The sequence below is a fragment of the Alkalibacterium sp. AK22 genome (assembly GCF_000585255.1).
Lineage (GTDB): Bacteria > Bacillota > Bacilli > Lactobacillales > Carnobacteriaceae_A > Alkalibacterium.
In genome coordinates, this window is record NZ_JANL01000032.1 from 1 (window position 1) to 26,209 (window position 26,209).

General features: G+C 44.2%; 23 protein-coding genes. 5 read left to right on the top strand and 18 right to left on the bottom strand.

Translation table 11 applies throughout. The features are described from left to right. Nucleotides 1-75 precede the first annotated feature (75 nt). Nucleotides 76-1,692, bottom strand: a complete 1,617-nt coding sequence (locus ADIAL_RS06340) for a C40 family peptidase (RefSeq protein ID WP_034301476.1) — start codon at nt 1,690-1,692, stop codon at nt 76-78. A 251-nt stretch (nt 1,693-1,943) separates the two neighbouring features. Between ADIAL_RS06340 and trhO the strand changes: the two genes are divergently transcribed. Together trhO and ADIAL_RS06350 are read left to right on the top strand one after the other, a co-directional pair. After that, nucleotides 1,944-2,909 (top strand): oxygen-dependent tRNA uridine(34) hydroxylase TrhO, encoded by a 966-nt coding sequence (gene trhO, locus ADIAL_RS06345; protein ID WP_034301479.1) that lies wholly within the window; start codon nt 1,944-1,946, stop codon nt 2,907-2,909. Nucleotides 2,910-3,178: 269 nt separating this feature from the next. Then, on the top strand, nt 3,179-6,088 hold the full coding sequence (locus tag ADIAL_RS06350) for a transglycosylase domain-containing protein (protein WP_051503770.1): 2,910 nt from the start codon (nt 3,179-3,181) through the stop codon (nt 6,086-6,088). Nucleotides 6,089-6,169: 81 nt separating this feature from the next. On the opposite strand, the gene ccpA is transcribed toward ADIAL_RS06350, so the two are convergent. Continuing rightward, nucleotides 6,170-7,171: a catabolite control protein A gene (gene ccpA / locus ADIAL_RS06355; RefSeq protein ID WP_034301482.1), complete on the bottom strand. Its 1,002-nt coding sequence runs from the start codon at nt 7,169-7,171 to the stop codon at nt 6,170-6,172. A 220-nt stretch (nt 7,172-7,391) separates the two neighbouring features. On the opposite strand from ccpA, the gene ADIAL_RS06360 reads away from it, so the two are divergent. After that, a complete protein-coding gene (locus ADIAL_RS06360) occupies nt 7,392-8,495 on the top strand; it encodes an aminopeptidase P family protein (protein ID WP_034301485.1) in 1,104 nt (367 codons plus the stop codon). A 252-nt stretch (nt 8,496-8,747) separates the two neighbouring features. On the opposite strand, the gene ADIAL_RS06365 is transcribed toward ADIAL_RS06360, so the two are convergent. Both ADIAL_RS06365 and ADIAL_RS06370 read right to left on the bottom strand, forming a co-directional pair. Next, nucleotides 8,748-9,203, bottom strand: coding sequence for a YtxH domain-containing protein (locus tag ADIAL_RS06365; RefSeq protein ID WP_034301488.1), 456 nt, complete (start codon nt 9,201-9,203; stop codon nt 8,748-8,750). A gap of 36 nt (nt 9,204-9,239) precedes the next feature. Then, nucleotides 9,240-9,638, bottom strand: a complete 399-nt coding sequence (locus tag ADIAL_RS06370) for a DUF948 domain-containing protein (protein ID WP_034301490.1) — start codon at nt 9,636-9,638, stop codon at nt 9,240-9,242. Between the two features lie 225 nt (nt 9,639-9,863). On the opposite strand from ADIAL_RS06370, the gene ADIAL_RS06375 reads away from it, so the two are divergent. Beyond that, nucleotides 9,864-10,748 carry a mechanosensitive ion channel family protein gene (locus tag ADIAL_RS06375; protein ID WP_034301493.1) on the top strand — a complete coding sequence of 295 codons (885 nt, stop codon included), beginning with the start codon at nt 9,864-9,866 and terminating at the stop codon, nt 10,746-10,748. A 121-nt stretch (nt 10,749-10,869) separates the two neighbouring features. Here the strand turns inward: ADIAL_RS06375 and cbpB are convergent, their stop codons facing one another. From cbpB to murI, 4 genes are all read right to left on the bottom strand, one after another. Further along, nucleotides 10,870-11,349 (bottom strand): cyclic-di-AMP-binding protein CbpB, encoded by a 480-nt coding sequence (gene cbpB, locus ADIAL_RS06380; protein WP_034301495.1) that lies wholly within the window; start codon nt 11,347-11,349, stop codon nt 10,870-10,872. Between the two features lie 176 nt (nt 11,350-11,525). Beyond that, nucleotides 11,526-12,047, bottom strand: a complete 522-nt coding sequence (locus ADIAL_RS06385; protein ID WP_034301503.1) for a YfcE family phosphodiesterase — start codon at nt 12,045-12,047, stop codon at nt 11,526-11,528. 2 nt (nt 12,048-12,049) lie between these two features. Further along, a complete protein-coding gene (locus ADIAL_RS11690; protein ID WP_034301506.1) occupies nt 12,050-12,682 on the bottom strand; it encodes an XTP/dITP diphosphatase in 633 nt (210 codons plus the stop codon). Continuing rightward, nucleotides 12,672-13,493: a glutamate racemase gene (murI, locus tag ADIAL_RS11695; RefSeq protein ID WP_034301509.1), complete on the bottom strand. Its 822-nt coding sequence runs from the start codon at nt 13,491-13,493 to the stop codon at nt 12,672-12,674. The genes ADIAL_RS11690 and murI overlap by 11 nt, the downstream gene beginning before the upstream one ends. Before the next feature lie 226 nt (nt 13,494-13,719). Here murI and ADIAL_RS06400 point away from each other — a divergent pair, with 226 nt between their 5' ends. Continuing rightward, nucleotides 13,720-14,157 (top strand): DUF2507 domain-containing protein, encoded by a 438-nt coding sequence (locus tag ADIAL_RS06400; protein ID WP_034301512.1) that lies wholly within the window; start codon nt 13,720-13,722, stop codon nt 14,155-14,157. Here ADIAL_RS06400 and ADIAL_RS06405 read toward each other — a convergent pair. From ADIAL_RS06405 to mgtE, 10 genes are all read right to left on the bottom strand, one after another. Beyond that, a complete protein-coding gene (locus tag ADIAL_RS06405; RefSeq protein ID WP_034301516.1) occupies nt 14,138-15,616 on the bottom strand; it encodes an FAD/NAD(P)-binding protein in 1,479 nt (492 codons plus the stop codon). The two genes, ADIAL_RS06400 and ADIAL_RS06405, sit on opposite strands and share 20 nt — an antisense overlap. A gap of 106 nt (nt 15,617-15,722) precedes the next feature. Continuing rightward, a complete protein-coding gene (locus ADIAL_RS06410) occupies nt 15,723-16,004 on the bottom strand; it encodes a hypothetical protein (RefSeq protein WP_034301517.1) in 282 nt (93 codons plus the stop codon). A gap of 328 nt (nt 16,005-16,332) precedes the next feature. Continuing rightward, nucleotides 16,333-16,644, bottom strand: coding sequence for a thioredoxin (gene trxA / locus ADIAL_RS06415; protein ID WP_034301520.1), 312 nt, complete (start codon nt 16,642-16,644; stop codon nt 16,333-16,335). A gap of 99 nt (nt 16,645-16,743) precedes the next feature. Continuing rightward, nucleotides 16,744-19,116 (bottom strand): endonuclease MutS2, encoded by a 2,373-nt coding sequence (locus tag ADIAL_RS06420; protein ID WP_034301522.1) that lies wholly within the window; start codon nt 19,114-19,116, stop codon nt 16,744-16,746. Between the two features lie 126 nt (nt 19,117-19,242). Next, nucleotides 19,243-19,803: a CvpA family protein gene (locus tag ADIAL_RS06425; RefSeq protein WP_034301523.1), complete on the bottom strand. Its 561-nt coding sequence runs from the start codon at nt 19,801-19,803 to the stop codon at nt 19,243-19,245. Nucleotides 19,804-19,836: 33 nt separating this feature from the next. Beyond that, nucleotides 19,837-20,100, bottom strand: coding sequence for a cell division protein ZapA (zapA, locus tag ADIAL_RS06430; RefSeq protein ID WP_034301524.1), 264 nt, complete (start codon nt 20,098-20,100; stop codon nt 19,837-19,839). Between the two features lie 261 nt (nt 20,101-20,361). Beyond that, on the bottom strand, nt 20,362-22,776 hold the full coding sequence (pheT, locus tag ADIAL_RS06435; RefSeq protein WP_034301525.1) for a phenylalanine--tRNA ligase subunit beta: 2,415 nt from the start codon (nt 22,774-22,776) through the stop codon (nt 20,362-20,364). A gap of 6 nt (nt 22,777-22,782) precedes the next feature. After that, nucleotides 22,783-23,829, bottom strand: a complete 1,047-nt coding sequence (gene pheS, locus ADIAL_RS06440; protein ID WP_034301530.1) for a phenylalanine--tRNA ligase subunit alpha — start codon at nt 23,827-23,829, stop codon at nt 22,783-22,785. Between the two features lie 294 nt (nt 23,830-24,123). Continuing rightward, nucleotides 24,124-24,465: a winged helix-turn-helix transcriptional regulator gene (locus tag ADIAL_RS06445; protein ID WP_034301720.1), complete on the bottom strand. Its 342-nt coding sequence runs from the start codon at nt 24,463-24,465 to the stop codon at nt 24,124-24,126. Between the two features lie 143 nt (nt 24,466-24,608). Further along, nucleotides 24,609-25,979 (bottom strand): magnesium transporter, encoded by a 1,371-nt coding sequence (mgtE, locus tag ADIAL_RS06450; RefSeq protein ID WP_034301532.1) that lies wholly within the window; start codon nt 25,977-25,979, stop codon nt 24,609-24,611. Between the last annotated feature and the right edge of the window lie 230 nt (nt 25,980-26,209).

Below are 26,209 nucleotides of genomic sequence, written 5' to 3' on the forward strand. Positions count from 1 at the left end.
GACTTTTGTCCCAGCCTCTTTTAGCTTATTAACTTATGCATGAAGACCTCTTTACTAGCCTGGCCTTATTTAGATTTAAAATCTACCATAGCCTACCAGCCTAGGTCCCCAGTAGCTGCTGTTGACACCTGTGAACGCTACTCCTGTACTCGTTTGAGAGCCAATAAACTGACCGCCTCCCGTATAGATCCCTACATGAGTGACCCGTCCGCCTCCTTCTGAAAAGAAGACAAGATCGCCTGGTCTTGGATTGGACACTTTCTGTGATTGGGCGTACTGGCCGGAAGCTGTTCTTGGCAGATTCACGCCAACCTGACGAAAGACATGCTGAGTAAAGCCAGAACAGTCAAAACCACTAGGAGTCGTTCCTCCCCATAGATAGGGTGTACCCAGTACCGCATTGGCATATGGACTAAGACTTGCCCAAGTTGTCCCGCCGGCGGGTGCTGGAGCAGGTGCCGGCGCCGGTGTGCTCGCAGGACTATTACTTGCATTACTTCCAACTGTTTCTGACGCGTTCGCATTCGAAACACTGTTCGTAGCAGATGTGGACGAAGTGCTGCTCTGTGACGTTGAGCTGTTCGAACTGGCTGCAGAACTTGAGGCAGCAGCCGAGGAAGAACTTGAGCCTGATTGAGCACTGCTATTTGATCCTGTATCCCTATCAGCGCTTGAGCTGCTTGTATTTGATTCGTTGCTGGCTGAAACCGTCATATTTTCAGAACGGGAATGAGACTGGTTCGCTGCTGTCTCTGAGGTGGATGGAGCTGTCGGTGAAGGAGAAGCCTCTTCTCTTTCTGATGATGACATAGAGACTTCCACCGCTGCCTCTTCGGCCTCCACTGCTGCTGCTTCAGCAGCCAACGCAGCACGCTCTTCTTCTCTTTGCAGCTCTTCCACCTGTCTTTGTTCTTCTGCTTCACGAGCAGCCTGAGCTGCCTCTTCACGGGCTACCAGTAACTGGCCTACTGCCTGTTCAGCAGCTGCCCTTTGCTGCAGAAAACGTTCGCGGTCTGATTCAGCTGTTGCTCTTTCAGCTGCTATTTGAGCCACGAGCACTTCCTTTTCCAGACGCTGCTGCTCGAGATCCTCTGCAATCGTCTCCAGTTCAGCTGCTAGTGCATTTTGCTGCACAATCGTCTGCTCTGTTCTTTCCTGCTTCTGAACGACAGCTTCCATATCTCTGGCCTGAGCTCGAATAAGTTTACGGTTGGACGAAATCAAACTTGATACGATATCAATCCTTCCGATAACATCTGTCAATGACTCAGCTTCAATAATAAATTCAATATAACTGGTAGTCTGGCCTTCAACTTGAATCCGTCTTGCTTGCTGCTCCAGTTGTTCTGTCCGCTTCTCAATGATGTCCTCAAGTTCGGAAATTTCTTCCTGCAGGACGGTCATTTCCTGATGTGCTGCTTCGAGACGACGCACGACTTCTTCAGTCCGGTGTTCGTTCTGACTTATGCTTCCTTCAAGAACAGTCAGTTCCTCTGCTGCGTTTTGAACCATATCCTGCAGGGAGCTGATGGTCTCTTCTAAATTATGTACTCTGTTTTCAGCTTCTTCTATAGTGTTGATATTCTGGCTGATTTCTTCTTCAAACTGGTCTGCAAATACTTCAGGAGCCGCAGCAAGTGCACTCAGCAGCACCGTGCTGGTCAAAGTTGATACTATTAGTTTTTTGATCAAATGAATTCCCTCCATAATCGGCTTTTTTGAACCCTGTCTATCTGCTGTAAAACAACTGGCTAAATTATAGCATTATTTCGAGAGTCTATAATTTCAACTAGATTACACTTGCGTGTCACTTTCACTTATTCTTTTTTTTAATGCCTCCCTAATCCCTTGCTAGCTTGCATTTTGTAAGCAAAACCACTATAATTTGACTGATTCCATTCAGATGAATGCGTTTTGGTTTCAATCAATAAGGAGGTTTTTATATGAGTGATTATCGAGTATTGCTTTATTATAAATATGTTAAGATCGAAAATCCTGAATCATTTAGAGCAGAGCATTTGAGTCTCTGTAAAGATATTGGGTTGAAAGGACGGATCCTTGTTTCTGAAGAAGGCATCAACGGAACGGTTTCAGGTTCCGTCGAGCAGACAGAACAGTACATGAAAGCTGTAAAGGCCGATCCACGTTTTTCAGATATGTATTTTAAGATGGATCCTGCTGAAGAACATGCCTTCAGAAAAATGTATGTTCGCTACCGGCCGGAGATTGTTTCTCTTCAATTGGGAGAAAACGATCTGGATCCCAATCAACTGACTGGCCAGTACCTAAAACCAAAAGAATTTAAATCTGCTCTGGAGGATGAAAACACAATCGTCCTTGATGCCAGAAATGACTACGAGTATGACTTGGGACATTTTAGAGGAGCGGTCCGGCCGGAAATTCGTTCATTCCGGGAATTGCCTGCATGGATTAAAGAAAACAAAGAGAAATTTATGAACAAACGCGTAGTAACTTACTGCACAGGGGGCGTCCGCTGCGAAAAACTAACCGGTTGGCTGTTGAAGGAAGGCTTTGAAGATGTTGCTCAGCTTCATGGGGGCATACACAATTACGGGACGGATCCCGAAACTCAAGGTGAACTGTGGGACGGTAAGATGTACGTTTTTGATAATCGAATCAGCGTCGACATCAATCGTGTGGATAAAACCATCATCTCAAAAGACTGGTATGATGGAAAGCCATGCGAGCGCTATGTCAACTGCGGAAATCCTTTCTGCAACCGACAGTTCATTACTTCTGAAGAGAATGAGCACAAATATCTGCGCGGCTGTTCGCATGAATGCCGTATCCACCCGCGCAACCGCTATGTTGAAGCCCATCATTTAAACCGAGAAGAAGTAGCTGAACGGCTATCTGAAATCGGCGAAAAGCTGCCAGAAACCATCTAACAACTGATCCTTTACGCATGTTTCTTTCATCGTAAGGGATCTTTACCTATCTCAATGGATGTTGTTTAAACGTTCCCGATCTATTTTGCTCTTGCACTGCTTGCTCTCGGGCCTGAGCGGCACGATTCGCTCGTATTGTTAACATTATTGTCACAGGCGCAGGAAAATCTGCTTCAGCTCCCTATGCCTCCGTTTTATTATCCGACCTGTTTTGCTATAATAAAAGCAGCTGAAATTAGAGATACACATCAAACATTAAGGAGTTCATCATGAAACATTCTGAAGATAATGAATCAAAGCACACAGAAGAAACGAATGAACCCTCGCGCTTTGAAACGTTCATTTACTATTTCGATATATTCTACCGTGTGGTCAAAGCCCTTGTGATCATGCTTGTGGTTGTTCTACTTGTGGGTGGATCGTTGGGTGCTGGAGCTGCAATCGGTTATTTTGCTTCCCTCGTTCACGGAAATGAAATTCCTGAACACGAAGAAATGGTCCAGCAAATCAATGATTTTAATCAAACCTCGACTATGTTTTATGCTGGTGGAGAGGTCGTCAGTGATTTGAGAGCTGATTTAATGCGGACCCCAGTCCCCTTGTCAGATATCTCAAACAATCTGGTTGATGCCATCATAGCGACAGAAGATGAGTATTTCTTTGACCATGATGGAATTGTTCCTAAAGCTGTAGCCCGAGCACTTGTTCAGGATTTGGGAGAATCCGGTAATGCCACCGGTGGCTCAACGCTTACGCAACAACTTATCAAGCAGCAAATCATTGGCGGAGAGGTTTCTCACGAACGAAAAGCTAATGAGATTTTGCTGGCCATGCGAATCGAGAACCATTTGGATAAAGAAGACATTTTGGAAGCCTACTTGAACGTTTCTCCGTTCGGACGAAACAACAAAGGGCAGAATATCGCAGGAGTTGAAGAAGCTGCTCAAGGTATCTTCGGTGTCTCTGCTTCTGAAGTAACTGTACCCCAAGCTGCATTTATTGCCGGTCTGCCTCAGCGTCCTAATATATTCAGTCCTTATACGAATACCGGACAAATTAAAGAAGACCATGAACTTGGTTTGAGACGCCAGCGTGAAGTCCTTTTCCGCATGCACCGTGAAGGCATGATCACTGCTGAGGAATATCAGGAAGCTCTGGACTACGACATCACCCAGGATTTCCTTAACCGTGAAGAGCTCAATTATGAAGACATGTCCTATGTCTACGACTTGGGTGTAGAAGAAGCAGAAAGAATCCTATACAGACAGGCTCTTGAACGTGACGGTATAACTCGGGAAGACCTTGAAGAAAATCCTGAACTGGCTGAAGAATATCGGGAACAGGTACGCTATAATGTTCGAAACCGGGGCTATGAAATCCACACTACAATCGACCGTGATATTCACCGGGCAATGGAACAGACCGCCAGAGAATATCAAAACGAACTAGGCGCTTCCCAGACCTTGACCTGGGTAGATGATGACGGCAATGAGCAGTCACTTGAACTCCCTGTTCAGATGGCCGGCTCTTTGATTGACAATGAAACGGGCCGTGTCCTTGGATTTATTGGCGGAAGAGACTATGAAGTCAGCCAATTCAACCGCGCTTTTAGAAATAGAAGAAGTTCCGGGTCAGTCATCAAACCTCTATTAACGTATGGACCGGCTATCGACCAGAATATTATTACTCCTGCTTCAATCATCCCTGATACCGAAGTGGAAGTTAGGGATACTTGGCAAAATGGAGCATGGACTTACCATACCCCTACCAACGTAGGTCCAACGACCAATGATTGGATCACTGCCAGACAGTCGCTAGTAGAATCCAAAAATATTGCGGCGATCAAAGTCAATTCAGAAATGACTCAGCAAGAAGTCGACCTTGAAGCCTATATTCGTCGTATGGGAATTCCTGAAGCAGGTATTGCTTCAAATGAATTCAATAATGCCACTTTGCCAATTGGCGGAATGAGCGGCGGTCCAACACCGATTGAACTGACCAGTGCCTTCTCAGCTATTGGTAACAACGGCATGCACGCCGAAGCTCATGTAATCGAGCGGATTGTAAACAGCGAAGGTGACGTGGTGTATGAACACGAATCCCAACAGACAGAAGTCTGGACACCAGAATCGAATTACCTGCTCTTGGATATGCTGAGAGATGTGCATACTGAAGGAACAGCGACCGGCACAATGGAACAGCTGAACTTTGAAAGTGACTGGTTCTCCAAGACCGGCACGTCCAACAATCGAGCGGACATCTGGTATCTTGGCGGTACACCTCAGGTCACTTTTGGAACTTGGATTGGGTATGATAATCAGAACCTAACACTTAGAGATGATTTCAATATTCACCCAAGCCGTAGAAATCGTAATATGTGGGCACGTATTATGAATGCCGTTCATGAGGTGAATCCTGATATTATAGGCGTCGGTGAAAATCACAGCCGTCCAGATGGTATTACGGAAGATTCAGTGATTCAAGCTACTGGCATGAAAGCTGGGCAAGTTGAAACTCCTGGTGGAAATAGCTTCCGCTATTCGAGCAGTACACACACTGAGCTTTTCAAATCAGATAATGTTCCTGGACCCACGGTGTACGATTTCGCTATCGGTGCAACCGATGATGAGCTCTCTGATTTCTGGGGTGAGCGCAGATCGAGTGACGATGACGACTCTAGCGACAGCTCTGATTCAAACAGCGATGATAGCGATGATAGTGATGAGGAAAACAGCAGTGAAGAGACAAACGAAGAACCAGAAGCAGACGAGGAGGACTCTTCCAGTGAAGAGTCTTCATCGGATGACTCTGGTTCTTCCAGTAATAACAGTTCCTCTGACGACAGTGGCTCCTCCAATGGAAACGGCAATGAGTCCTCCAGCGACAATGGGGCTTCCAATGGAAACGATAATGAGTCCTCCAGCGACAATGGGGCTTCCAATGGAAACGATAATGCGTCCTCCAGCGACAATGGGGCTTCCAATGGAAACGATAATGCATCCTCCAGCGACAATGGGGCTTCCGATGGAAGCGATAATGCGTCCTCCAGCGACAATGGGGCTTTTGAAGAAGAATCTGTCGATGATAGTGATCCTGAAACACAAAGTCCTGAAGTTACTGAGCCCGAAGATGCTGAAGAAGACGATGAAAATGAAGAAGAAGACATAGACGGTGACTGAGCCATTCATTCAACCACTGACTATTATAATACCACGCATGCAAAAGGCCCTTATCCGGATTCGGATAAGGGCCTTTTTACATTATTTGGTTGTTCCCTTACCTTCAATATGATAAGGAAGCTTCACTGTTTTTTCGTCTGTTTCTTCTTTATTCATCAACTTGGTCAACAGACGCATCGCTACTGCTCCGATATCGTAAAGCGGCTGAACGACCGTACTCATTTGGGGTCTTGTCATTTCAGTCAGTTTGGAGTTGTTGGAAGTAATCAGTTCAAAGTCCTCAGGGACTGACAAACCTCTGTCCAAAGCTGCATTCAAAACACCTACAGCCAGTTCATCATCGGCAACAACAGCAGCTGTCGCTCCTGCTTTCGTGAGCTGTTCAAACACTGCATCTCCGACCTTGTATGTGTACTCCGATTGAATCACCAATTCTTCATCATAAGCGATGGAAGCCGCTTTAAGAGCCTGCTTGTATCCACTTAGACGGTACTGCCCGTTGATTGGATCTTCATGACTTTCGGAAACAAAAGCAATCTTTTGGTGGCCGTTAGCCAAAAGCATCTCTACGCTGTCCTTGGTTGCCGCTTCGTAATCGATATTTACACTACCGACTTGCTCATCAGGATCAACTGTACCGGCCAGTACGACTGGTGTACGGGAACGTGAAAATTCCGCACGCAGTTCTTCTGTAATCTTGTTACCCATAAAGATTACACCATCTACTTGCTTGGCAAGCAAGGTATTAAGCACTTGCACCTCTTTTTGTTCATTTTCATCAGAGTTGGCTAGAATGATGTTGTATTTATACATCGTTGCAATATCATCGATTCCTCTCGCCAAAGATGAGAAGTAAAGATTTGTGACATCCGGGATGATCACTCCTACGGTCGTTGTTTTCTTGCTTGCCAGTCCACGTGCAACAGCATTCGGACGATAATCAAGACGGTCAATGACATCTAGCACTTTCTTTCGTGTCGTTGGTTTAACATTAGGATTGCCGTTTACTACACGGGATACAGTAGCCATCGATACGCCCGCCTCACGGGCCACATCATAAATCGTAATTGTCTGTTTATCCATATTTGTACTCCTTTATTATTGCACTTTTTTGTGATAGCGCATACTTCATTTTCTAGAATATCAGTAAATGAAAACAATTTCAAACAGTTTTTTTATTTTTCATGAAATTTTCTATACCCTTTTCAGAAATCGCTTACTTTACTCATTTGGTCCTCATGTTCTTTTAATAGAATATGATTCCTGATACACTGATGAAAACACAACAAAGGAAGCTGACTATATGACCCCCTTGAACACACTGCAGCAAAAACTGAAACAGCAGACAGCCAATCTTTTTTATACGGATAGCCCCCAGACCATTGCCTACCTGACAAACTTTTACAGCGACCCTCACGAAAGGATTCTTGCCCTATTTGTTTATGGTGAAGACAGCGTACTGCTCGTGCCTGAGCTGGAAGTATCTGAAGCCAGAAAAAATGAACACATTGGGCAGGTTATAGGATATCGTGACGAAGAAAATGCCTGGCATAAACTTAGACATGCGCCCTTTTTAGTGCAAGCTGAAAGGTACTGGAAAATCGGGATTGAAACAGACCAGCTGGTTGTCGAGCGCTATGAGGAACTCCAGAGCTTATTTCCTGCTGCCGACTTCATAAACTTCACACCGTCCATCAATGAAATGAAAATGGTCAAGTCGGCTGAAGAAATACAAAAACTTTTAAAAGCTGGAGAGCTGGCTGATCAGGCTCTTGAGATAGGGATGGCAGCTTTAAAAACCGGTGTGTCGGAAAGAGAAATCGTCGCTCTTATTGAATTCGAGATGAAAAAACGCGGAGCATCTTCTATGAGTTTTGATACAATGGTCCTGTTTGGTGATCATGCAGCTAGTCCTCACGGTACTCCGGGTGAGCGCAAGCTCGTGGAAGATGAACCGGTTCTTTTTGACCTTGGAGTCATTTATGATGGTTACGCCAGCGACGTTACTCGAACAGTTATGTACGGCAAAGCCAGTGAGGCCTTTCTAAGTGCATACAGCTCTGTTTTAAATGCCCAGCGGTCTGCACAAGAGCAAGTCAGCCCCGGCGTCACTACTGGAGAGCTTGACCAGATTGCCAGGGAGTTGCTCACTAAGGACAGCTTCGGTCAATACTTCACGCACCGGCTGGGGCATGGAATCGGCCAGTCGGTTCACGAATACCCAAATATCGCTGCTGGTACTGATTTGCCCTTATGCAAAGGCATGTGTTTTTCGCTTGAACCTGGGGTGTATATAAAAGGCCAGTTCGGTATCCGTATAGAAGACTGTGTTGCTTTAACGGATAAAGGGCCCCTGGCCTTTACCCAGACAAGTAAAGAGCTGATAACCTTACCTTTGCAGTCCTAAACCTTTCTCTCCTGTACCAATACATGTCGGATCGTTAAGCCCGACATATTATATAAAGTTTATGATAGCTTATAGGGACTTTACAATCCGAAACTGACCAAACTGTGATAGCCTGTGTGAAACCGTGTCTTCTTTTTTATTTTATCCACTGAGTATGTATATACAGAAAAGGATGCGATGTGATTCGCATCCTTTTCTGTGAGTCAGGCTTTGCCCGTCGTCTATTTTTGTTCACTGGACAAAGGCGCAGGATTAGACGTCCTTACTTTCCTCAATTCCTTCATCTACAGTGGCTTTTGCTTCAGCTGCAGCTTCTTTTGCAATCTCCTTATCCACTTTTGAACGTTCTTTTAAAGTGGCCTTGACATCTTGAGCTGTTTCCTTAGCTTCTTCCTTGATTTCATCCAGATTTGCCTGCGTTTCATTGGCAGACGAACCGATTTGACTGCTTAGCTGCTCATAAGTAGCTGACGCATTCTCCATATACTCTGAACCTGCCTGTTCTACTGTTTCTTTTAATTCAGAGCCTTTGGTTTTAGCTATAGCCAAATATTCTCGTGCCTGTTCTTTTGTTTTGTCCGCCTGATCGGCAATGTCATCACGCAGATCCTTACCTGACTTTGGTGCTAGAAGCAAAGCAGTCAGGCCAGCAACAGCCGCCCCCACAAACGTTCCTAGTACAAAACTTTCCACATTATTGTCTTTCATCTTTTCTCATCTCTCCCTTAAGCAGTTTGTTTTAAGTCAAGCTCTGACTTTAGAGCTGACTTTTTTAGCAATACCAATAGAGGCACCTTTCTTTGAAGCGCTGGCTAGATGCGAAGTCAAATTGCGTGTTGACTGATTCAGGCTTGATACAGATTCGCCTAGATCTCCTACTGCTTTGAACAGAGGATCGGTCATGCCCAGCTTACCATTGACATCATCCAGTGTGACGTTGGACTTGTTCAACAGACCTTCCACTTCTATAAGTAAATGATCAGCATCTTTCGTTATGGTGCTCAAGCTCTTGTTGGCCTCTTCGATTGTCGTATTCAGTTCTTGAACGACATTAGCCACTTTGAATAAAACAAAACATAGTCCTAATACGAGTACAGCAAAAGCACCTGCTGCTATTAATGCTGCTATTTCTCCACCTGTCATAGTTATCCCTCTTTCTTATTATTCTGTATGAACTAAGATTACCATTATGATGCTAATAATTGCAAACCAGACGGCCTGCTTTCGTGCAGCATCAGAGTCTCGTTGATTCCTTCTGTGCAGGTCTTTTTGACATTTTAAGATAAGATGTTATCATATTTAATCATGTGCCTGAATTATGCTGTTCATTTTATAGCACATTAATAAACACAAGGAAGGAAACAATATATGATAGAATCACTTGATGCAATTACAGAAGGTATGGATGATCCGGCCGGTTTTTTTGAAGAGCTCTGGTCTTCGATTCAATGGCAACAGATAGCTTTATCTATTCTCGTTGTTTTTTTCCAGATTCTCTTCGCACTGATCGTATTTCTTATCATTAGAAAATTAGGTCACTACTTTATCGAAGTCGTTTTCAAACGTTACATGAAAGAAAAGAAAACAGTTCCGAACCGCCTGAATACACTTTATCGCTTAAGCAAAAACAGCCTGAATGGATTGCTGTATTTTTTCCTGGTCTATACGGTCCTGGAACTCCTCGGCATTCCGGTCGGCACGCTAGTAGCCAGTGCCGGGGTTGTCGGTCTGGCGCTTTCTCTGGGAGCACAGGGATTTGTTTCTGATATCGTGAACGGTTTTATGATTCTGCTTGAAAAACAGATTGATGTTGGAGATGTCGTCCAGTTGAGCGGCATTATGGGCACTGTTGAGGACGTCAATTTGAAAACAACAAAAGTGAAGGATTTTGACGGAACTACCCACTTTATTCCTAACCGGTCAATCACCATAATCAGTAACCGTTCACGCTCAGACATGCGGGTACTTCTTCAGATTCGACTGTTCCCTCAGACCGATTTGCATCTGGTCCGTAAAGTGTTGGAAGAAGTCAATGCGACATGGATTCCTCAGAGGCAGGAAATTACAGTGGAGCCCACAGAAATATCCTTTGTTCCTGTTGGTTCCGGACAGATTGCCTCTCAAGTCATTATGTATACAGAATCTGGAAGTGAGTTTGCCATGCGCAACTTCTTTTATGAAAAGTATGTTGATGCCTTAAGAGAGGCTGGTATAGATCTACCGAAAATCAACCTCGACCTCCAGCAGGCCTAAGCGTAAGCTGCAAAAAAAACACCGTCAATAACTGGGATAGCAAAATCCCGTTAGACGGTGTTTTTATATTCTTCTGTTTCCCACCTGTTTCTAATAGAAGAGCAGTAGCCTAACGAATAAGTTACTGTTCAATCATCTCTTTTTCACGCACTTCATAGAGTTTTTCAAAATCGTGTGCAATCCGGTTAGTTCCCTTGAGTATTTCACTTCGTGTGATAATTCCCTTGAAGTAGTTGTTTTCATCGACTACTGTAATAAAAGCATGATTAACAAGCATTCTCAATACTTCCTCAAGTTCAAAGTCTTCATATACATATGGATAATCAGTGTCCATGACTTCACGTGCTTCTATCTCTGCAAGCTTTTCAAACTCTACATCTTCAATATTGATAATAGACTGCATAATGGTTGGCAAAGAAATCAGGCCATACATCTTAGACTGCTCGTCCAATACTGGAACGATTGCGTACTTGTCACTTGTCAGTATCAGCATAGCGTGATTCAGTCTATTCGTCAGACCAATAACAGCGACTTCTTCAGCTGGTTTGACCAGCGAAGAATCACTGTCGACCAGCATCTTCTTCATACGTTCACTTATCATTGTTTCACCCCTTGTGAGCATCTTCTCTTCATTACTATTTTACTCCTTATCATTCAGTTTCCCAAATGTTTCTGATTATAAAGTGAATTTTTTAAGAAAAAAGCGGACAGAATAAACTGTCCGCCAAAAAAACCAGTAATCAAGTATCATAAAATGTGGAATCAATGAGAAAATAGTCAGGCAGTCACATCAAACTGCTTGCTCAGATCGCTGAGTTCATTGTGGTCCTGATCAAAGTAGGTAAACTGGACAGTATGTTTTTTTGGGTTATAATCCATGACCAAGTAAGTTCCCCGCTCTCTGTCTCTAGGTTGCGTCAAACTTCCCGGATTAATGAAAAAGATCCCGTCTTCCTGTTCCACTTTCGCAATATGCGTGTGCCCGTAAAAGACAAAGGTCGCTTGTTCTTCGTCTGCCCTACTTTTAAGCTTCTGATAAGACTGTTTTACTGCATGCTTATGACCGTGTACAACCAGCATTGTCTTGTCTTCGATTCGGCGGACAAGCTCTAGAGGGATTCCTTTAGCATAATCCATATTCCCTTCCACTGTCTTGTAGTTTTGCCATAGCGGATGATCTTCCGGCAACTCGGAATCGCCACAGTGGATCCATCCTGGTGCTTCATCTTCGTAAATTGAAAGAATCTCTTCCATATAATAAGCATTACCGTGATTATCACTCACCACAATCAGTTTCATATTCAACTTCCTTCCTCATCTGTATTCAGCCAGTGATCCAATACATGACCTAATTCCTGAATCGCTTTTGCCCGGTGGCTGAGTTGATTTTTTTCTTCCTTGCTTAATTGAGCCATCGTGCAGTCACGCTCTGGCAGGAAAAACAAAGAGTCATAGCCAAACCCATTTTCTCCCTGAGGAACGCCTGCGATTCGCCCTTCAACTTGACCCTCAACGACGAGAGTCTTTCTTCCTGGTTTAGCCAAAGCGAGTGAACAGTGAAATTTTGCTGTCCTGTCAGCATCGCTAATGTCATAGAGCTCATTGAGAAGTTTTGCGTTATTTTTTGCATCATTTTTTTCTTCTCCAGCGTAGCGTGCCGAATAGATTCCTGGTTGACCATGCAAGGCATCAACCATGAGTCCGGAGTCATCAGCCAGCACAAACATTTTGAAGTGTTGTGCGATCGTTTCCGCTTTTAATACAGCATTTTCGTCGAAGCTTTCTCCTGTTTCTTCTACGTCCGGCAATTCCGGATAATCCAGTAAAGTCTTGACCTGAAAGCCTTTTTGATTAAAGAGGTACTCAAATTCTCTTGCTTTTCCCTCGTTTCTGGTAGCAACGAGCAGAGTGTGTTTAGATGTGTTATTTGACATATGAACTCAACCTTTCAATCGGGATACTTTTAATCTTCATGTCGGTAGACTGCATCCATTTTGTAGCGATTTTATTGAATAGTGACACGTTCCCAGTCGTGTAGAGAGTGATGGTCTGTCTGTTACACGAACCGGTCCTCAAACCGAGTGCATCGAGTCTAGACCCAATATTGACAGCCGTCAACGCTCCTGAATCAATCAGATGCACAGAGGGCCCCACTGCCTTCTGTATGAATCCAGCGAGCAGTGGAAAATGAGTACAGCCTAAAATCAGTGTATCGATGGATTGATCGGGAAGCTTTTGAAGTGTTTTTTCGACAACTGTTGCTGCATAAACTGACTCATACTGGTTTGACTCGACCAGTTGAACGAAATCCGGACAAGCTAGGCTGCTAATTTTCATATTGGGACTGGCCTGGCTGATGGTCTGTGCATAGTAATTGGAATCCACCGTACTCTGTGTGGCCAATACGCCTATATGACCATTTTGGGTCTGTCGTATCGCTTCTGTACTGCCGGCACTGATCACGCCTAAAACAGGAATATCTAAGTCTTTTTGCAGCTGTTTAAGGGTTAAGGCCGTAGCTGTATTACAGGCAATAATGAGCATCTTGATGTCCTGACTGACCAGAAAACTGGCCAGTTCGTTTGTATATTGTATAATTTCTGCTGACGTCCGGTCACCATAAGGATTCCGCGCACTGTCACCGATATAGACAAAGGATTCATCCGGCAGCATGGCCTGTGCGGCTTTCAAAACCGTTAGTCCTCCGATGCCTGAATCCAGCAGTCCAATTGGCTTGTTTGACATAATAAACAACCTTTTCTGTAAGACAACTTAATTCATATAGGTAAGTTCCGTCTTCTATTTTAGTAAGATTTATCGAACATTCATTATTTCACTAGAAACTTCAACGTAAACAAGGTAAAATAATGACACGTGTTCTCTATCCCTTCAATTATAATCAAATTATTACAGAAATAAAAGAGATAAAGATGCACATGATGTGTTTATTAATTTACATAGGGGTGACAACATGACGGACGAATCTAATCAGGATGTATTATTTGACGGACTTGCACTGATCAGAGATACTTTGCTGCCCAATCTTCTAAAGGAAGACCAGTCAGCTATACTCTACTGGGCAGGAAAAGAGCTGGCACGCGATTTTGCGTTTTCTGATTTTCAGGAGCTCGCCCAAGCTGTCAAAAGACTCTCTTTTGGAACAATCGAGCTTAAGGAGCATAAAAAAACAGCCTATCGCATCCATTTGACCGGAGCAGCCATTGAAAGCCGCTTGAAAAGAAACCAGAAAGCTGATTTCTCTCTGGAAGCTGGCTTTCTGGCAGAAGCAATTCAGCAATTAAGTGGATATTACAGTGAAGGCAGTTGGCAGACTTCAACAAGTCAGCAGCACGTGGATATTCGCATTGAATCCGATCCAAAAGAAAAGATTACTGAGCAGACCTACTGATTTTATCTACGGGTCTGTTTTTTGTGCTCAGGCTGTCAAAAACCCCTTTAACTGCGCTGTCAGAAATAAGTTCCACATTATTATTTCCATAGTGAACGCCTGACACTAGCTGGCCATAGGCTTTAAAGTTTCTCCTGATATTTCCATAACGGTCGATTGTACTCATTGACGGATAGTCTATTTGAGCCCCACCGAAGCGGCAGGGACTTAAGAGGCCGTCATTCAGGAGGTTTTGAATCAACTCAGAATGAAGTTCTGCTGATTTCTCCAGATTAGTATCCTGCCCGGTACAGTTTATTACATAATCCACTGAAAAACATTCACCTGTTTCAGTCTGTACTGAAAAATGATCTGGCTGCTTGCTGATGCCTTTAACCCCGCTGATTAGGCCTACTTCTTCATTGGATATACGCTCAATCAGCTGACGAGCCGTGTTTTGCGGTATAGGCGCTTTAAACCGCTGCCATTGCTTTCCATAATCTCTGATGAAAATCTGTTTGTCCTCATCAGACAAGGCCTTCCAGATAAGTGGGTAGCACTTTCTCATTTGACGGACTATCGACTGAAACTTGCCGAGTATGCCCGCATATTTCAAGTCCAGATTCATCCCTTCTACTGTGCCGCTTCCCAAATGAGTCCAGACCCAGTTCAGATCAATATCATTTTCTTCCATTTCATTGAAAAACCACTCCAATACTGTGTTTAGGCGGAAAGATTCTCCTTTAGCAAGCAGACCAGCCAGACGGTCTTCACAGAAATAATGGAGGCTGACCTGACGTTCATCTCCCCGAACCGAAGAAAACAACCCGTCCTTAGAAAAAAACATGATCTTCGCTGAAGGATATGTTTCCTGTATGTACAGCATGACATCCAGTGCTGTAAGCCCAGTTCCAATGATTCCGACAGTAGACTCTCCAGTGACTTGTATATTCCTTCTTGCTGGATAAGGATTGTACACGTACTTTTCAGTTCCCTTGAGTTTATATGGATCCTGATAAGCCAACACCCCTGTGGTCAAATGGACTACATCTACTTCTATACGCGAGCAATTCGAACGCAGTAGATAGGAACCATTATCTTGGGGCTCAATCGCTGATATTTTCTCAAACCTGACTGTTACATTCAATTCTTGAATCCAGCGATCAAGATGCTCATTCAAGTACTCTCCAAACCAGGTTCTCGGCAAGTGTGTATGATAAACAGTCTGTATCCCTTTATTTTTTTTGACCCAATTTACGAAATCATCTGGCTGCTCTGGTATGATAGTCATTGTTTCAGTATACTGATTGATCAGGAGACTATCATCGTCGGCTTGAAAAGCCAGTCCTGTTCCAAAAAGATGTTCATCTGCAAATATTACTATTTCCGTCTCTTTGCGCTTTAAGGTATCCAGCTGGCTGCGCAGCTCTCTTAGTACGCTAATCCCTGCCACACCCATTCCAATAATTCCTATTCTCATCCAACTAGCCTCCAGAATTTCTTTATGCTCCTATCATATCATTCATTTCTATGTATAACTAAAAAAAGTGCTACCTTGTATAGTAAAACAAGATAAACACTTTTGTCTACAAATTCACATTCAGGTGTACACTGTTAATCACGTGGACGTTAGTATCAATAATCTTAACAAACTGAACCTTGCGCGCATCCCATTTCATCAAATCATTCAGGGAGTACTGATTTTTTCTGAGTACAACATCCAGTGGACAGTCGATTTCATCGTCTGCATTGTAAAACACATCCCTGTCATCCACCTCAAGCTCTATTGTCTGTTCTTTGCACTGGATGATATATTTATATTCTACCGTTGCTGCCAGCATTGACTGGTTGCCTTCGTTTCTTGTCATATGACCACTCTCCAAACTAATTTGTATGTAGACACGCTGTAGTGAGAGTTTATACTATACTAATTCTTATCACCTGCAATTTGATGATTGATTGAAAACAGGCTATGTGAGTATGTTAATACTATATCAGATATACTAAAAAAGATAGGATAATTGGCTTTTTTTTATTTACTCCTCAGTGAAGTGACACATTCCTTTCACAATTTATTACTGGCCAAACAATAACACAAAATAAACTTTAAAGAAAAAATGTGGTTTCAATAGAAAAAAAGGCCCGGTTGCATACCGGACCTTCAACTGACTGATGAAACACATACAGACAGTTTGTTTATTTATATTTAGCTAATGCAGATTCGATTTGCTCTTTGCTGTGGTAGCCAATTAACTTATCTACCACTTCTCCATCCTTTGTAACCAGCAAAGTCGGGATACTCATGATTCCGAACTTGCTTGGAGTCGCCTGGTTTGCATCGACATCCATCTTGAAGTAGTCTACTGTGCCGTCAGATTCTTCATTTAACTCATCAATCACAGGTGATTGCATGCGACATGGTCCGCACCATGTTGCCCAAAAGTCTACCAAGGCCAGTCCTTCATTTGTTTCTTGCTCAAAATTTGAGTCTGTCAGTTCTCTAACCATTCTTCATCCTCCTAAATTTAACTTACTTATTTAAAGTAAGTTATTTGATCCATTGTCAGTATAGCAAACTTTCACATAGTTGTCTACCATTGGGAATCATTATTTAAATGTAACGATGGTCGCACCGCTTCCACCCTGGTTAGCCGGAGCATCCTCAAACTGGTTCACCTGAGCGTTTTTCTTTAGATACTGATGCACGCCTTTCCGGACTGCACCAGTCCCCATTCCATGAATAATGGTGACCGTCGGATAATTGGCAAGAAGTGCCTGATCGATGTACTGATCTACCCGCTTGATTGCTTCTTCTACTCGTTCTCCTCTGACATCGATTTGAGTCGATACCCCAGACGATGAGGTCCGTTTGACGGAAACCCTCTGCTGAGGTTCTTTCTCCTGTTTTTCTTTGAGCAAGTCGGACTCGGGCAGCTTCATTTTCAGCATACCCATCTGAACAACCCACTGGTTTCCGTCTGCTTTCTCAATCAGTGTTCCTTTCTGACCAAAGGACTGGACCGAAACTGCATCCCCCACTTTCAGTGCTTTCTTTTCCTTCTGCTTGCGCAGCACTTTGTTCTGCTCGAGTCCCTGCTCTTCCCTTTTCAATCGGGAAAGACGGGTTTGAGCTTCAATAAATTCGTGCTCTTTCAGACTGTTCTGCCGACCGCTGTTCATCTGACGCTCTCTCAGCTCTTTAATGATTGCGTCTGCTTCAGCCTTGGCTTTTTCAACATAATCGTTGGCTTTTTGTTCAGCCTGTTTCTGGAGCCGATCTTTCTCTTTCTGATAATCAGCATAGGCTTGCTTGAGTTCTCGGTGAATTTTTTGGGCTTCTTCTAAATCATGTTTAGCTTTGACCGCTTCCTGCTCGGCTTCATTACGGCGGCTTTCTAAGTCTTGAATCATCTGATCGACACTCTGGCTTTCTCCGCTCATTAACTGGCGGGCTGAATCAATCACTATCTTCTTAAGACCAAGCCTGCTAGCAATATCAAATGCATTACTTCGCCCGGGGATACCAATCAGCAGACGGTATGTTGGACTGAGCGTGTCTACATCAAACTCCATACTGGCATTGATGGTTTCCGGCCGATTATAGCCGTATGCTTTAAGTTCAGGATAGTGTGACGTAATCATAACATAACTGCCTTTTTGAGCGATTGCATCCAGGAGAGCAATGGCCAGGGCTGCTCCTTCCTGGGGGTCGGTACCGGCACCCAATTCATCCAGGAGAACCAGACTTCTGTCATCAATTTGTTTCAGAATTGAAACGATATTAGTTAAGTGGGAAGAGAAAGTAGACAAACTTTGTTCAATCGATTGCTCGTCTCCGATATCAGCCAGCACACTGGAAAATATCCCCATGGTACTGTTCTCCTCTACCGGTAAAAAGAGACCTGACTGCCCCATGAGTTGAAGGAGACCGAGTGTCTTGAGTACAACCGTTTTACCCCCAGTATTCGGACCAGTCACAATAACTGTTTTAAAGTCCTCACCTAAAACAATATCATTGGACACGACCTGTGATTCCTCAAGTAGCGGATGCCTGGCTTGAATCAATGAGACTTTATTCTCGGAAGATACTTGCGGATGTGTTGCTTTGATGGACTGCGCATACCTTCCTTTAGCCTGGATCACGTCCAGTTCGACCAGTCGGTTCAACTGTTCGCTGACAGCTTCTCTATATGGTTCGATTTCAAGAGTTACTTCCTGAAGGATACGGTTGATTTCATTTTTTTCTTCTACTTGATACTGCCTGAGTTTGTTATTTAAATCAAGCACACTTTGCGGTTCAATAAAGAGCGTCTGACCAGTCGAACTTTGATCATGAACGACCCCGCCAAACGTATTGCGGTTTTCCTGCTTGACAGGAATGACATAGCGGTCATTGCGCATGGTGATGAGTGCATCCGTCAAATAACGTGACTGCGGTCCCCTGACGATATTTTCAAGCTTTTGCCGGGTTCGACTTTCAGTCTGTCTAATACCTTGCCTGAGGCCTTTAAGCTTAGTACTGGCATCATCCAGGACATAACCCCCTTCATCCACAACACTAAAGATGGATTTTTCCAGTTTGGTAAATGTTTCCAGTCCATTTACTTTGTCGTAGAGTCGAATCAGTGGTACGGCTTCTTCTTTCACTTTAGAAAAAAATGTACGGATTTCTCTAATTGTTCGAAGGATCCGGCCGATTTGCGCCAGTTCCTGGCCATTCAACGTCCCCTGCATCCGGACGCGGTTCAAATGAGGGCGGATGTCTTCGTAAGCAGCGAGGGGCATTCCCCCTTTTAATCTTAAAAGCATGACCGCATCAGCAGTTTCTTCAAGTCTTTCTGTTATCTCTTTTTCGACTGTCGAAGGCACTATCCTCTGTGCTTCAAGCCGGCCCAAAGGAGACACTGTATGGTCTGCCAACTGGCGGATCACTTTCTCAAATTCAAGTTTTTTATATGAAGCCTGAAATTTTTCTGTCATCATGGATCTCCTTGTCAATTCAGATAATATAGGCATACGCTTAACAGCCTATTGTTTTGTGGCTATAGAAAAAGGATGAGGCAGAGACAAACTCCCTGCGTATCATCCTCCTATTTGATATGAATGTTAATCCTGTATCCCTTCGACAATCCACCATTCATAGAACTGTCCCGATAATTCCGGGGTAGTCGTAATAATATTCCGTGCAGCATTGCTCGACGCAAGCTGGTCCTGTATGAAGGGAAGAGGGACTGTGGACAATACAAACAGCACAAGAAACAGTCCGATATAGTGGACCACAAAGCTCAGCAGTGCGCCCCCAATGGCATTGATTGTCCGTACAACTGGAATATCTGCCATAAAGTTAAACAACCCGCCAACCAGCCGGGTAATCAGCCAGCCTGCAAAAAGAATCAGCACAAAGGAAATTCCCCTGTAGAAGGCTCCATCCATTTCAAACAAAAAGTCCATACTGTAAAGGACAAAGGGGTTGGTTGACGAAGATGTCGGTGTCGGATAGGGAATTAGCATTTCAGCCCATTCACTGACCTGTCTGTGATACGTCAAGGCCGCCCAGAAAGATACTGAATAGCCAATTGTGAGAACGAGCTGCAGAATCAGCCCTCTTCTTGCGCCGCTGTACAGCGACAGTAACAAAATAAAGAAAATGATTAGCGTTAATACCATACTCTACTCCTTGTCGATTCTCGGTGGATACACTTAATCCAGCCGAGAATTCTCTTTCATTTTTTTCTTCAGTTCGTCCAGTTCCTCGCGCATGCTCAACTGATCCGATACTGCATTAATTGCCAGCAGAATTGCCCGCTTTTCTTTGCTCAATCCTACAGTCAGTTCCTTTAGTTGCTTTAATTGTTCATCTACTGTCTCGGCTGTTATTTTCATGTGCTCCTGAGATTTTGGCCCCACGATCGTGTACGGTTCACCATCTATCTCAGCCTTGTAGCGTCGCGTTCCCTCCGGCATCGAAAAAGCCTCCCTACTTGTCAAATTCTTTATTATGATAACATGAATCTAGCGTTTATGCATTATTTCCCCACTCTTTTGCCACTGATGTTCATATTTTAGGCCCAAAGGGGAAGTACACACAAAACAGCCCGCTTTTACTTGATGCGTCTGACCTGTTTTTTACTTAATTGAATAAAAAAGCGCCGTCGATCCAGCATCGGACTGTCCGGTTAAAACAGTCCATTGCTGAGTCGAGGCACGGTTTGCATCACTGCTTATTTATCTAATATCGGCATCAAGCTGGTCTACAAGGGCCCGCTTGATTTTTTCGAAATCTTTAGTGACCTCTTCTTCTTTGAGTGTCGCATCAGGGTTCAAATAAGACAAACTATAAGCCAGGGATTTTTTACCTTCTCCGATATTTTCTCCCTGATACAGATCAAACAGTTTGACTTGCTTGAGCCATTTTCCGCTATTGGAGTGAATAATAGCCAGTATTTCCTCATGCAGTACCTTCTCATCAACGACCAGTGCAATGTCGCGCGACGTTCCCGGATATTTCGGTGTCGCTTCATATTTCAGTGTCTTTTGTCCAGATGTCATCAGGGGCTCCATATCGATTTCAAATAAAACCGTTTCGTTCAAGTCTCTTGCATTGGCTATGGATGGATGAAGCTGACCGATAAATCCAATCTGTGTATCATTCCAAACAATTCGGGCTGTCCGGCCCGGATGCATTTCCTGGATATCTTTAGCCGGAAGAAACTGGAGCGTTTCCGTTGTTCCGGCAGATTTTAGCCATTCTTCCACTACACCTTTAACCGCAAAATAATCTACTGCCGTTTCCTCTTCCTGCCAGCTGTTTTCAGTTAGCGTACCGGTCATGACGCCCGCAACATGGGTTGTTTCAACAGGCAAGGCACCTGAACCCTTGCTGAAGACCCGTCCGATTTCAAACAGGCCGACCTGCTTAGCCTGTCTGGCAGTATTATACTGGACATTATCTAGCAGTCCACTGATCAAACTCTGCCTCAGTGCCTTGTGCTCTTCACTCATCGGCCAGTCAAGTGTAATCGGTTCTTCTTCAAAGTTTGAAAAAGCAGCAGCTTTAGACGGAGTCGTCAGTGCATAGCTGATAGCCTGCGACAGGCCGCAGCTTTCCATAAACTGCCGGGTATGGCGTGTCATGCGCTGAGCATAGGTAAGCTCCCCAGGTACTGAAGCACTGTGAGGCAAAGTAGCCGGCAGCTGGTTGTAGCCATATATACGTGCTACTTCTTCAATGAGATCGGCTTCAATGGTTATATCCCAACGGCGGGGCGGGACTGTCACCTTGACCTGATCACTGCTGATTTCTGACATGAAACCAAGGCGGCTAAAGATACTTTTTAGTTCATGAGTACTCAAGCCGGTTCCCAGTGTCCGGTTGATCTTACTGACGGTCGTTTCGACCATCTGATCTATTGGCTCTTCAGACTCTATTTGTGCAACACCTGAAGCGACAACACCCTGTCCTAGAGAGGCAATCAGTGCAGCGGCATGATCCAGTGCTTTATCAACGGCTGCACGGTTCAGCCCTTTTTCGAAACGCGAGCTGGACTCACTTCTCAGATTCAGAGACTGGGCTGTCTTCCGGATCAGACTTGATTCAAATACAGCCGCCTCAAGTGCAACGGTCGTTGTTCCAGCTGTTACATGGGTATTTTCTCCCCCCATAACGCCGGCGAGGGCCACTGGCTTGATTCCGTCTGTGACCACTAGATCTTCTGCTGTCAGTATCCGGTCTGTACCGTCCAATGTGCGAATTTCTTCACCCGCCTGAGCTCTGCGCACTAGAATTTGTTTAGCATCAAGTTGATCGTAATCAAAGGCATGCAACGGCTGACCGTATTCCAGCATGATGTAATTTGTCACGTCAACCACCGCATCGATAGGTCTGATGCCAGCATGCATCAGCTTTCGCTGCAGCCAGAGTGGGCTTTCAGTTACGGTCAAATCTTTGATGAGACGCATTTTGTAAACTGGCGTATCAGAGTGAGACTCCACTGCAACTTTGATATGACTAGCTGACTGGAAACTGTCCTCTTCGACTAGATTGACCTCCTTGAATTTGGGCTGCTGACTTAAAATAGCTGCCGCTTCATACGCTACCCCTTGCATACTTAAGGCATCTGCCCGGTTAGGAGTTATGTCCAGTTCAATAAAGGTATCGTCTAGCCCTAAATAAGGCAGCGCATCTGTGCCCACCTCAGCATCTGCTGGGAGTACGTAAATACCGCCTTCAGCATGCTTGGGAATAACAGAATCCGAGAATCCAAGTTCTTCCAGAGAACAGATCATTCCGTTGGATTCATGACCGCGCAGCTTACTTTTTTTTATTTTCAGTCCATTAGCCAGTCGGGCTCCTGGGAGAGCAGTGATGACTTTCTGTCCGGTCTTAATATTCGGTGCACCACAAACAATCTGCACAGGTTCATCTTCACCTACAGCAATAGTGGTCAGGTTCAAGTGATCCGAATCCGGCATTTTATCTGCAGATAATACATGCCCGACGACAACCTGTTTCAACTCAAGTGCAGGCTGACTTACAGCATCAACTTCGATCCCGGTCAGCGTGATTTGTTCCGCCAGGTCAGTTGGATCACTTTCTGATAAATCTAAATATTCACTTAGCCAGTTATAAGATACTTTCATTGTCGTTTATCCTTTCCTTTTGAATTGTTTTAAGAAACGCTGGTCATTCAGATAGAAATTTCTTATATCATCTACACCGTACTTCAGCATGGCTATGCGATCCGGTCCCAGACCAAAGGCAAAGCCGCCATATTTAGACGAGTCGACGCCAGACATTTCCAGTACATTCGGGTGCGTCATGCCCGCACCAAGGATTTCGATCCAGCCAGTCTTTTTGCAGACATTACAGCCTTGACCGCCACATTTAAAACAGCTGACATCTACTTCTACTGACGGCTCAGTGAAAGGAAAATAGCTTGGACGCAATCTGATTTCGCGGTCTTCCCCGAACATCTTTCTTGCCAAAAGCTCCAGTGTTCCCTTGAGGTCCGCCATGGTAATGTTTTCGTCTATAACCATCCCTTCGATCTGGTGAAACTGATGGGAATGGGTCGCATCATCTGTATCACGGCGGTAAACCTTCCCGGGACTGATCATTTTCAGAGGACCTTTGGAAAAATCATGATTTTCTAGCGTACGGGCCTGGATGGGAGACGTGTGTGTTCGTAATAGAACATCAGACGTGATATAGAAGGTATCCTGCATGTCACGGGCTGGATGATTCTGCGGCAAATTGACCCGCTCGAAGTTGTAATAATCCGACTCTACTTCACTTCCTTCGATAATCTGGTAGCCCATTCCTAAAAACAGATCTTCGATTTCTTCCATAATCTGAGTCAGAACATGTGACTGTCCCTTAGACACCTGACGCCCAGGTAAGGTCACGTCAATCGTTTCACTCTCAAGCTTAAGATCAAGAGCCTCTTTTTCCAGCCTTGCTTTTTTACGCTGAAGAACAGCGGTCAGTTCATCTCTAACTTCATTCGCTTTTTTTCCGATTATCGGGCGTTCTTGTGGTGAAACATCTTTCATGCCTTTCAGTACACTGGTGATTTCACCTTTTTTCCCTAGATAACTGACACGGATTGCTTCGATTTCCTTAACTGACTCGGCCTGGTTAGCTTCGCTGACTGCTTTTTCCAAAATCAGTGCTAATTGTTCTGTGATTTCCATTTCTTTGCTCCTTTATCTGTTTTTGTTCATAAAAAAGACCCCCTCCCTGTATAGGGACGAGGTCATCACGCGGTACCACCCTTGTTCAGAAGTCTCGCTTCTGCACTCATGCATAACGGCGCATACCGGGTTCAATTTCTTGAACCGCTTCACTTCAAGGCTGATTTAACTGCCTGAAGCTAATGGAAGCGAACTTCCTGAAAATCTTCACTCGATGCTTTCAGCCAAGGCATCGCTCTCTGCAAGTGAAGGATGAACAGTACTTTTTTCCATCTGCTTATAAGTATTGTAATTTTACTTATTCAATTCCGAATCGCATACCCACTGATTAGCCCAGATTTGTACTTCGTGCATGACTTTTTCAAGAGCCTTGCCTTTTTCAGTCAGGCGATATCCTGAGCGAATCTCACAAGTGTCGTCCAGATCACGGGTAACGATTTCTTCTTTTTCCAGTTCTTTCAGACGTTCGACTAGTACACGGTCACTAACCCCTGGTATAGCCTGAGAGAGGTCTTTGAAACGACGAGGACCATCCAAAAGCACATCAATAATTAGGCCGGTCCATTTCTTTCCCAGGATAAAAAATGTCTGTTCGAATCTTGGGCATATGACCTTCTCTGATTCGATATCTTTAATATTGGACAATTCTATCATCTTGTTTCACCCCTTCTTCACACTGTACAGTATAACATTATACCAGAGAAAAGTGTAGAGGCTATACTTATTTTTAGGAAGTTTAATAATTTGTTCACAAAGTCTTTTTTCTGTTGCGCTGTACTTTAAAGCAGTTCGATTAGCATGGTCGCAATCGTAAAGTATATGATCAGTCCCAAAGAATCATTAATTGTTGTGATAAAAGGACCAGACGCAACAGCCGGATCGATATTGAATTTGGTAATAATAGCTGGAATAACTGTCCCAATCACTGTGGACACACTGACCGTGATCAGCATGGACAAGCTGATAATAAAGGCTAGTACCACGTTTCCGTGCACGACCATGACGATTCCAATCAGAACTATGGCTGAAATGACTCCCATGATTATCCCGGCGCCAAATTCATTTTTTATGGTCTGGAAAAAGCTATCTTTGTCTTGGTCATCATCGATTGTCAAGTTCCGGACAGCAACGGCCAGTGACTGGGTTCCGACATTCCCTGCCGTATCCATAATCATAGGGATAAAGGCCGCTAATAGAACCACAGATTCCAGCGTTTGTTCAAAAGCTCCAATCACTCCACCGGTGATCATACCTAAAAACAGCAGGATAATAATCCAGGGTGCTCGGGCCTTGGCTGTGCTGAAAGGGGTCGTTTTGGCTTTACGGTCATCATCGCTGCGTTTGATGGCAGCAAATTCATTAAAGTCCTCTGTGACCTCTTCTTCCAAAACGTCCATGACATCATCGACTGTAATGATTCCTTGCATCGTTTTATCATGTCCCAATACCGGCACAGCCAGGAAGTCATAGTCCTGAATTAGTCGGGCAACCTGTTCTTGGTCCTCGTCAATACGGACGGAAACCACTTGAGTAAACATGATGTTCTCCACGGTCTCCGTTTCCGGGGACAACAGCAAGTCTCTCAAAGAAAGGACTCCGACCAGTCTTTCCTTTTCATCCACGACATACAAGTAGTAAATCGTTTCTGCTTCCTTCCCAATCTGTCTCAGCTGCTCGATGACTTCCGTTAATGTTTGCTTGTAGTGAATCGAGATATATTCCTTGGTCATGATCGAACCAGCTGTTTCAGGAGCGTAGGACATCAGTTCCTGAACATGCTGACTTTCTTCATCGTCCATCATAGCAAGCAATGCCTGCTTGTCTGTCTTTTCACTGCGATTGAAAAAATTGGCTACATCATCAGCCGCCATGAAATTAAATACCTCTGCCATAAAGGTATCAGGCAGATACTGAACAGCATCTTCCTGATCTTCAATGTCCATCCATTCAAAAATCTCGGCAAATTCTTCCGGTGTTAGAAAACTGGAAATTTTACGCTTCTTTTCCGGGTATAATAAGTGAAATACTTCATGCTGATCGCGATCATGGAGTCTCAAGAAAAGGGATCGAAACGCCTCCCGGTCATCTTTCTTGGCCGCCATAAAAATCTGATCATATACTTTTTGCTTGTTGCTTTTAATAAGTTTCATTCTTCATCATCCTTTTGAGCAGTCATCTGAACCAGATTTCTGCCTATTTTCTAGTACTTGCCGCCTGAATCTTCTATAAAAAGAGCTCTGTCGCCCCTCTAACTTCTAGTTATCACGAAATAAAACACGATTCACTCACGTTTATACTGCAGGTAAACTACTTACTTTTAACTGAGTCAGATAACATTCCCAGCGGACTCTTTGAATACTCCCACTAAAGCCGGATACAT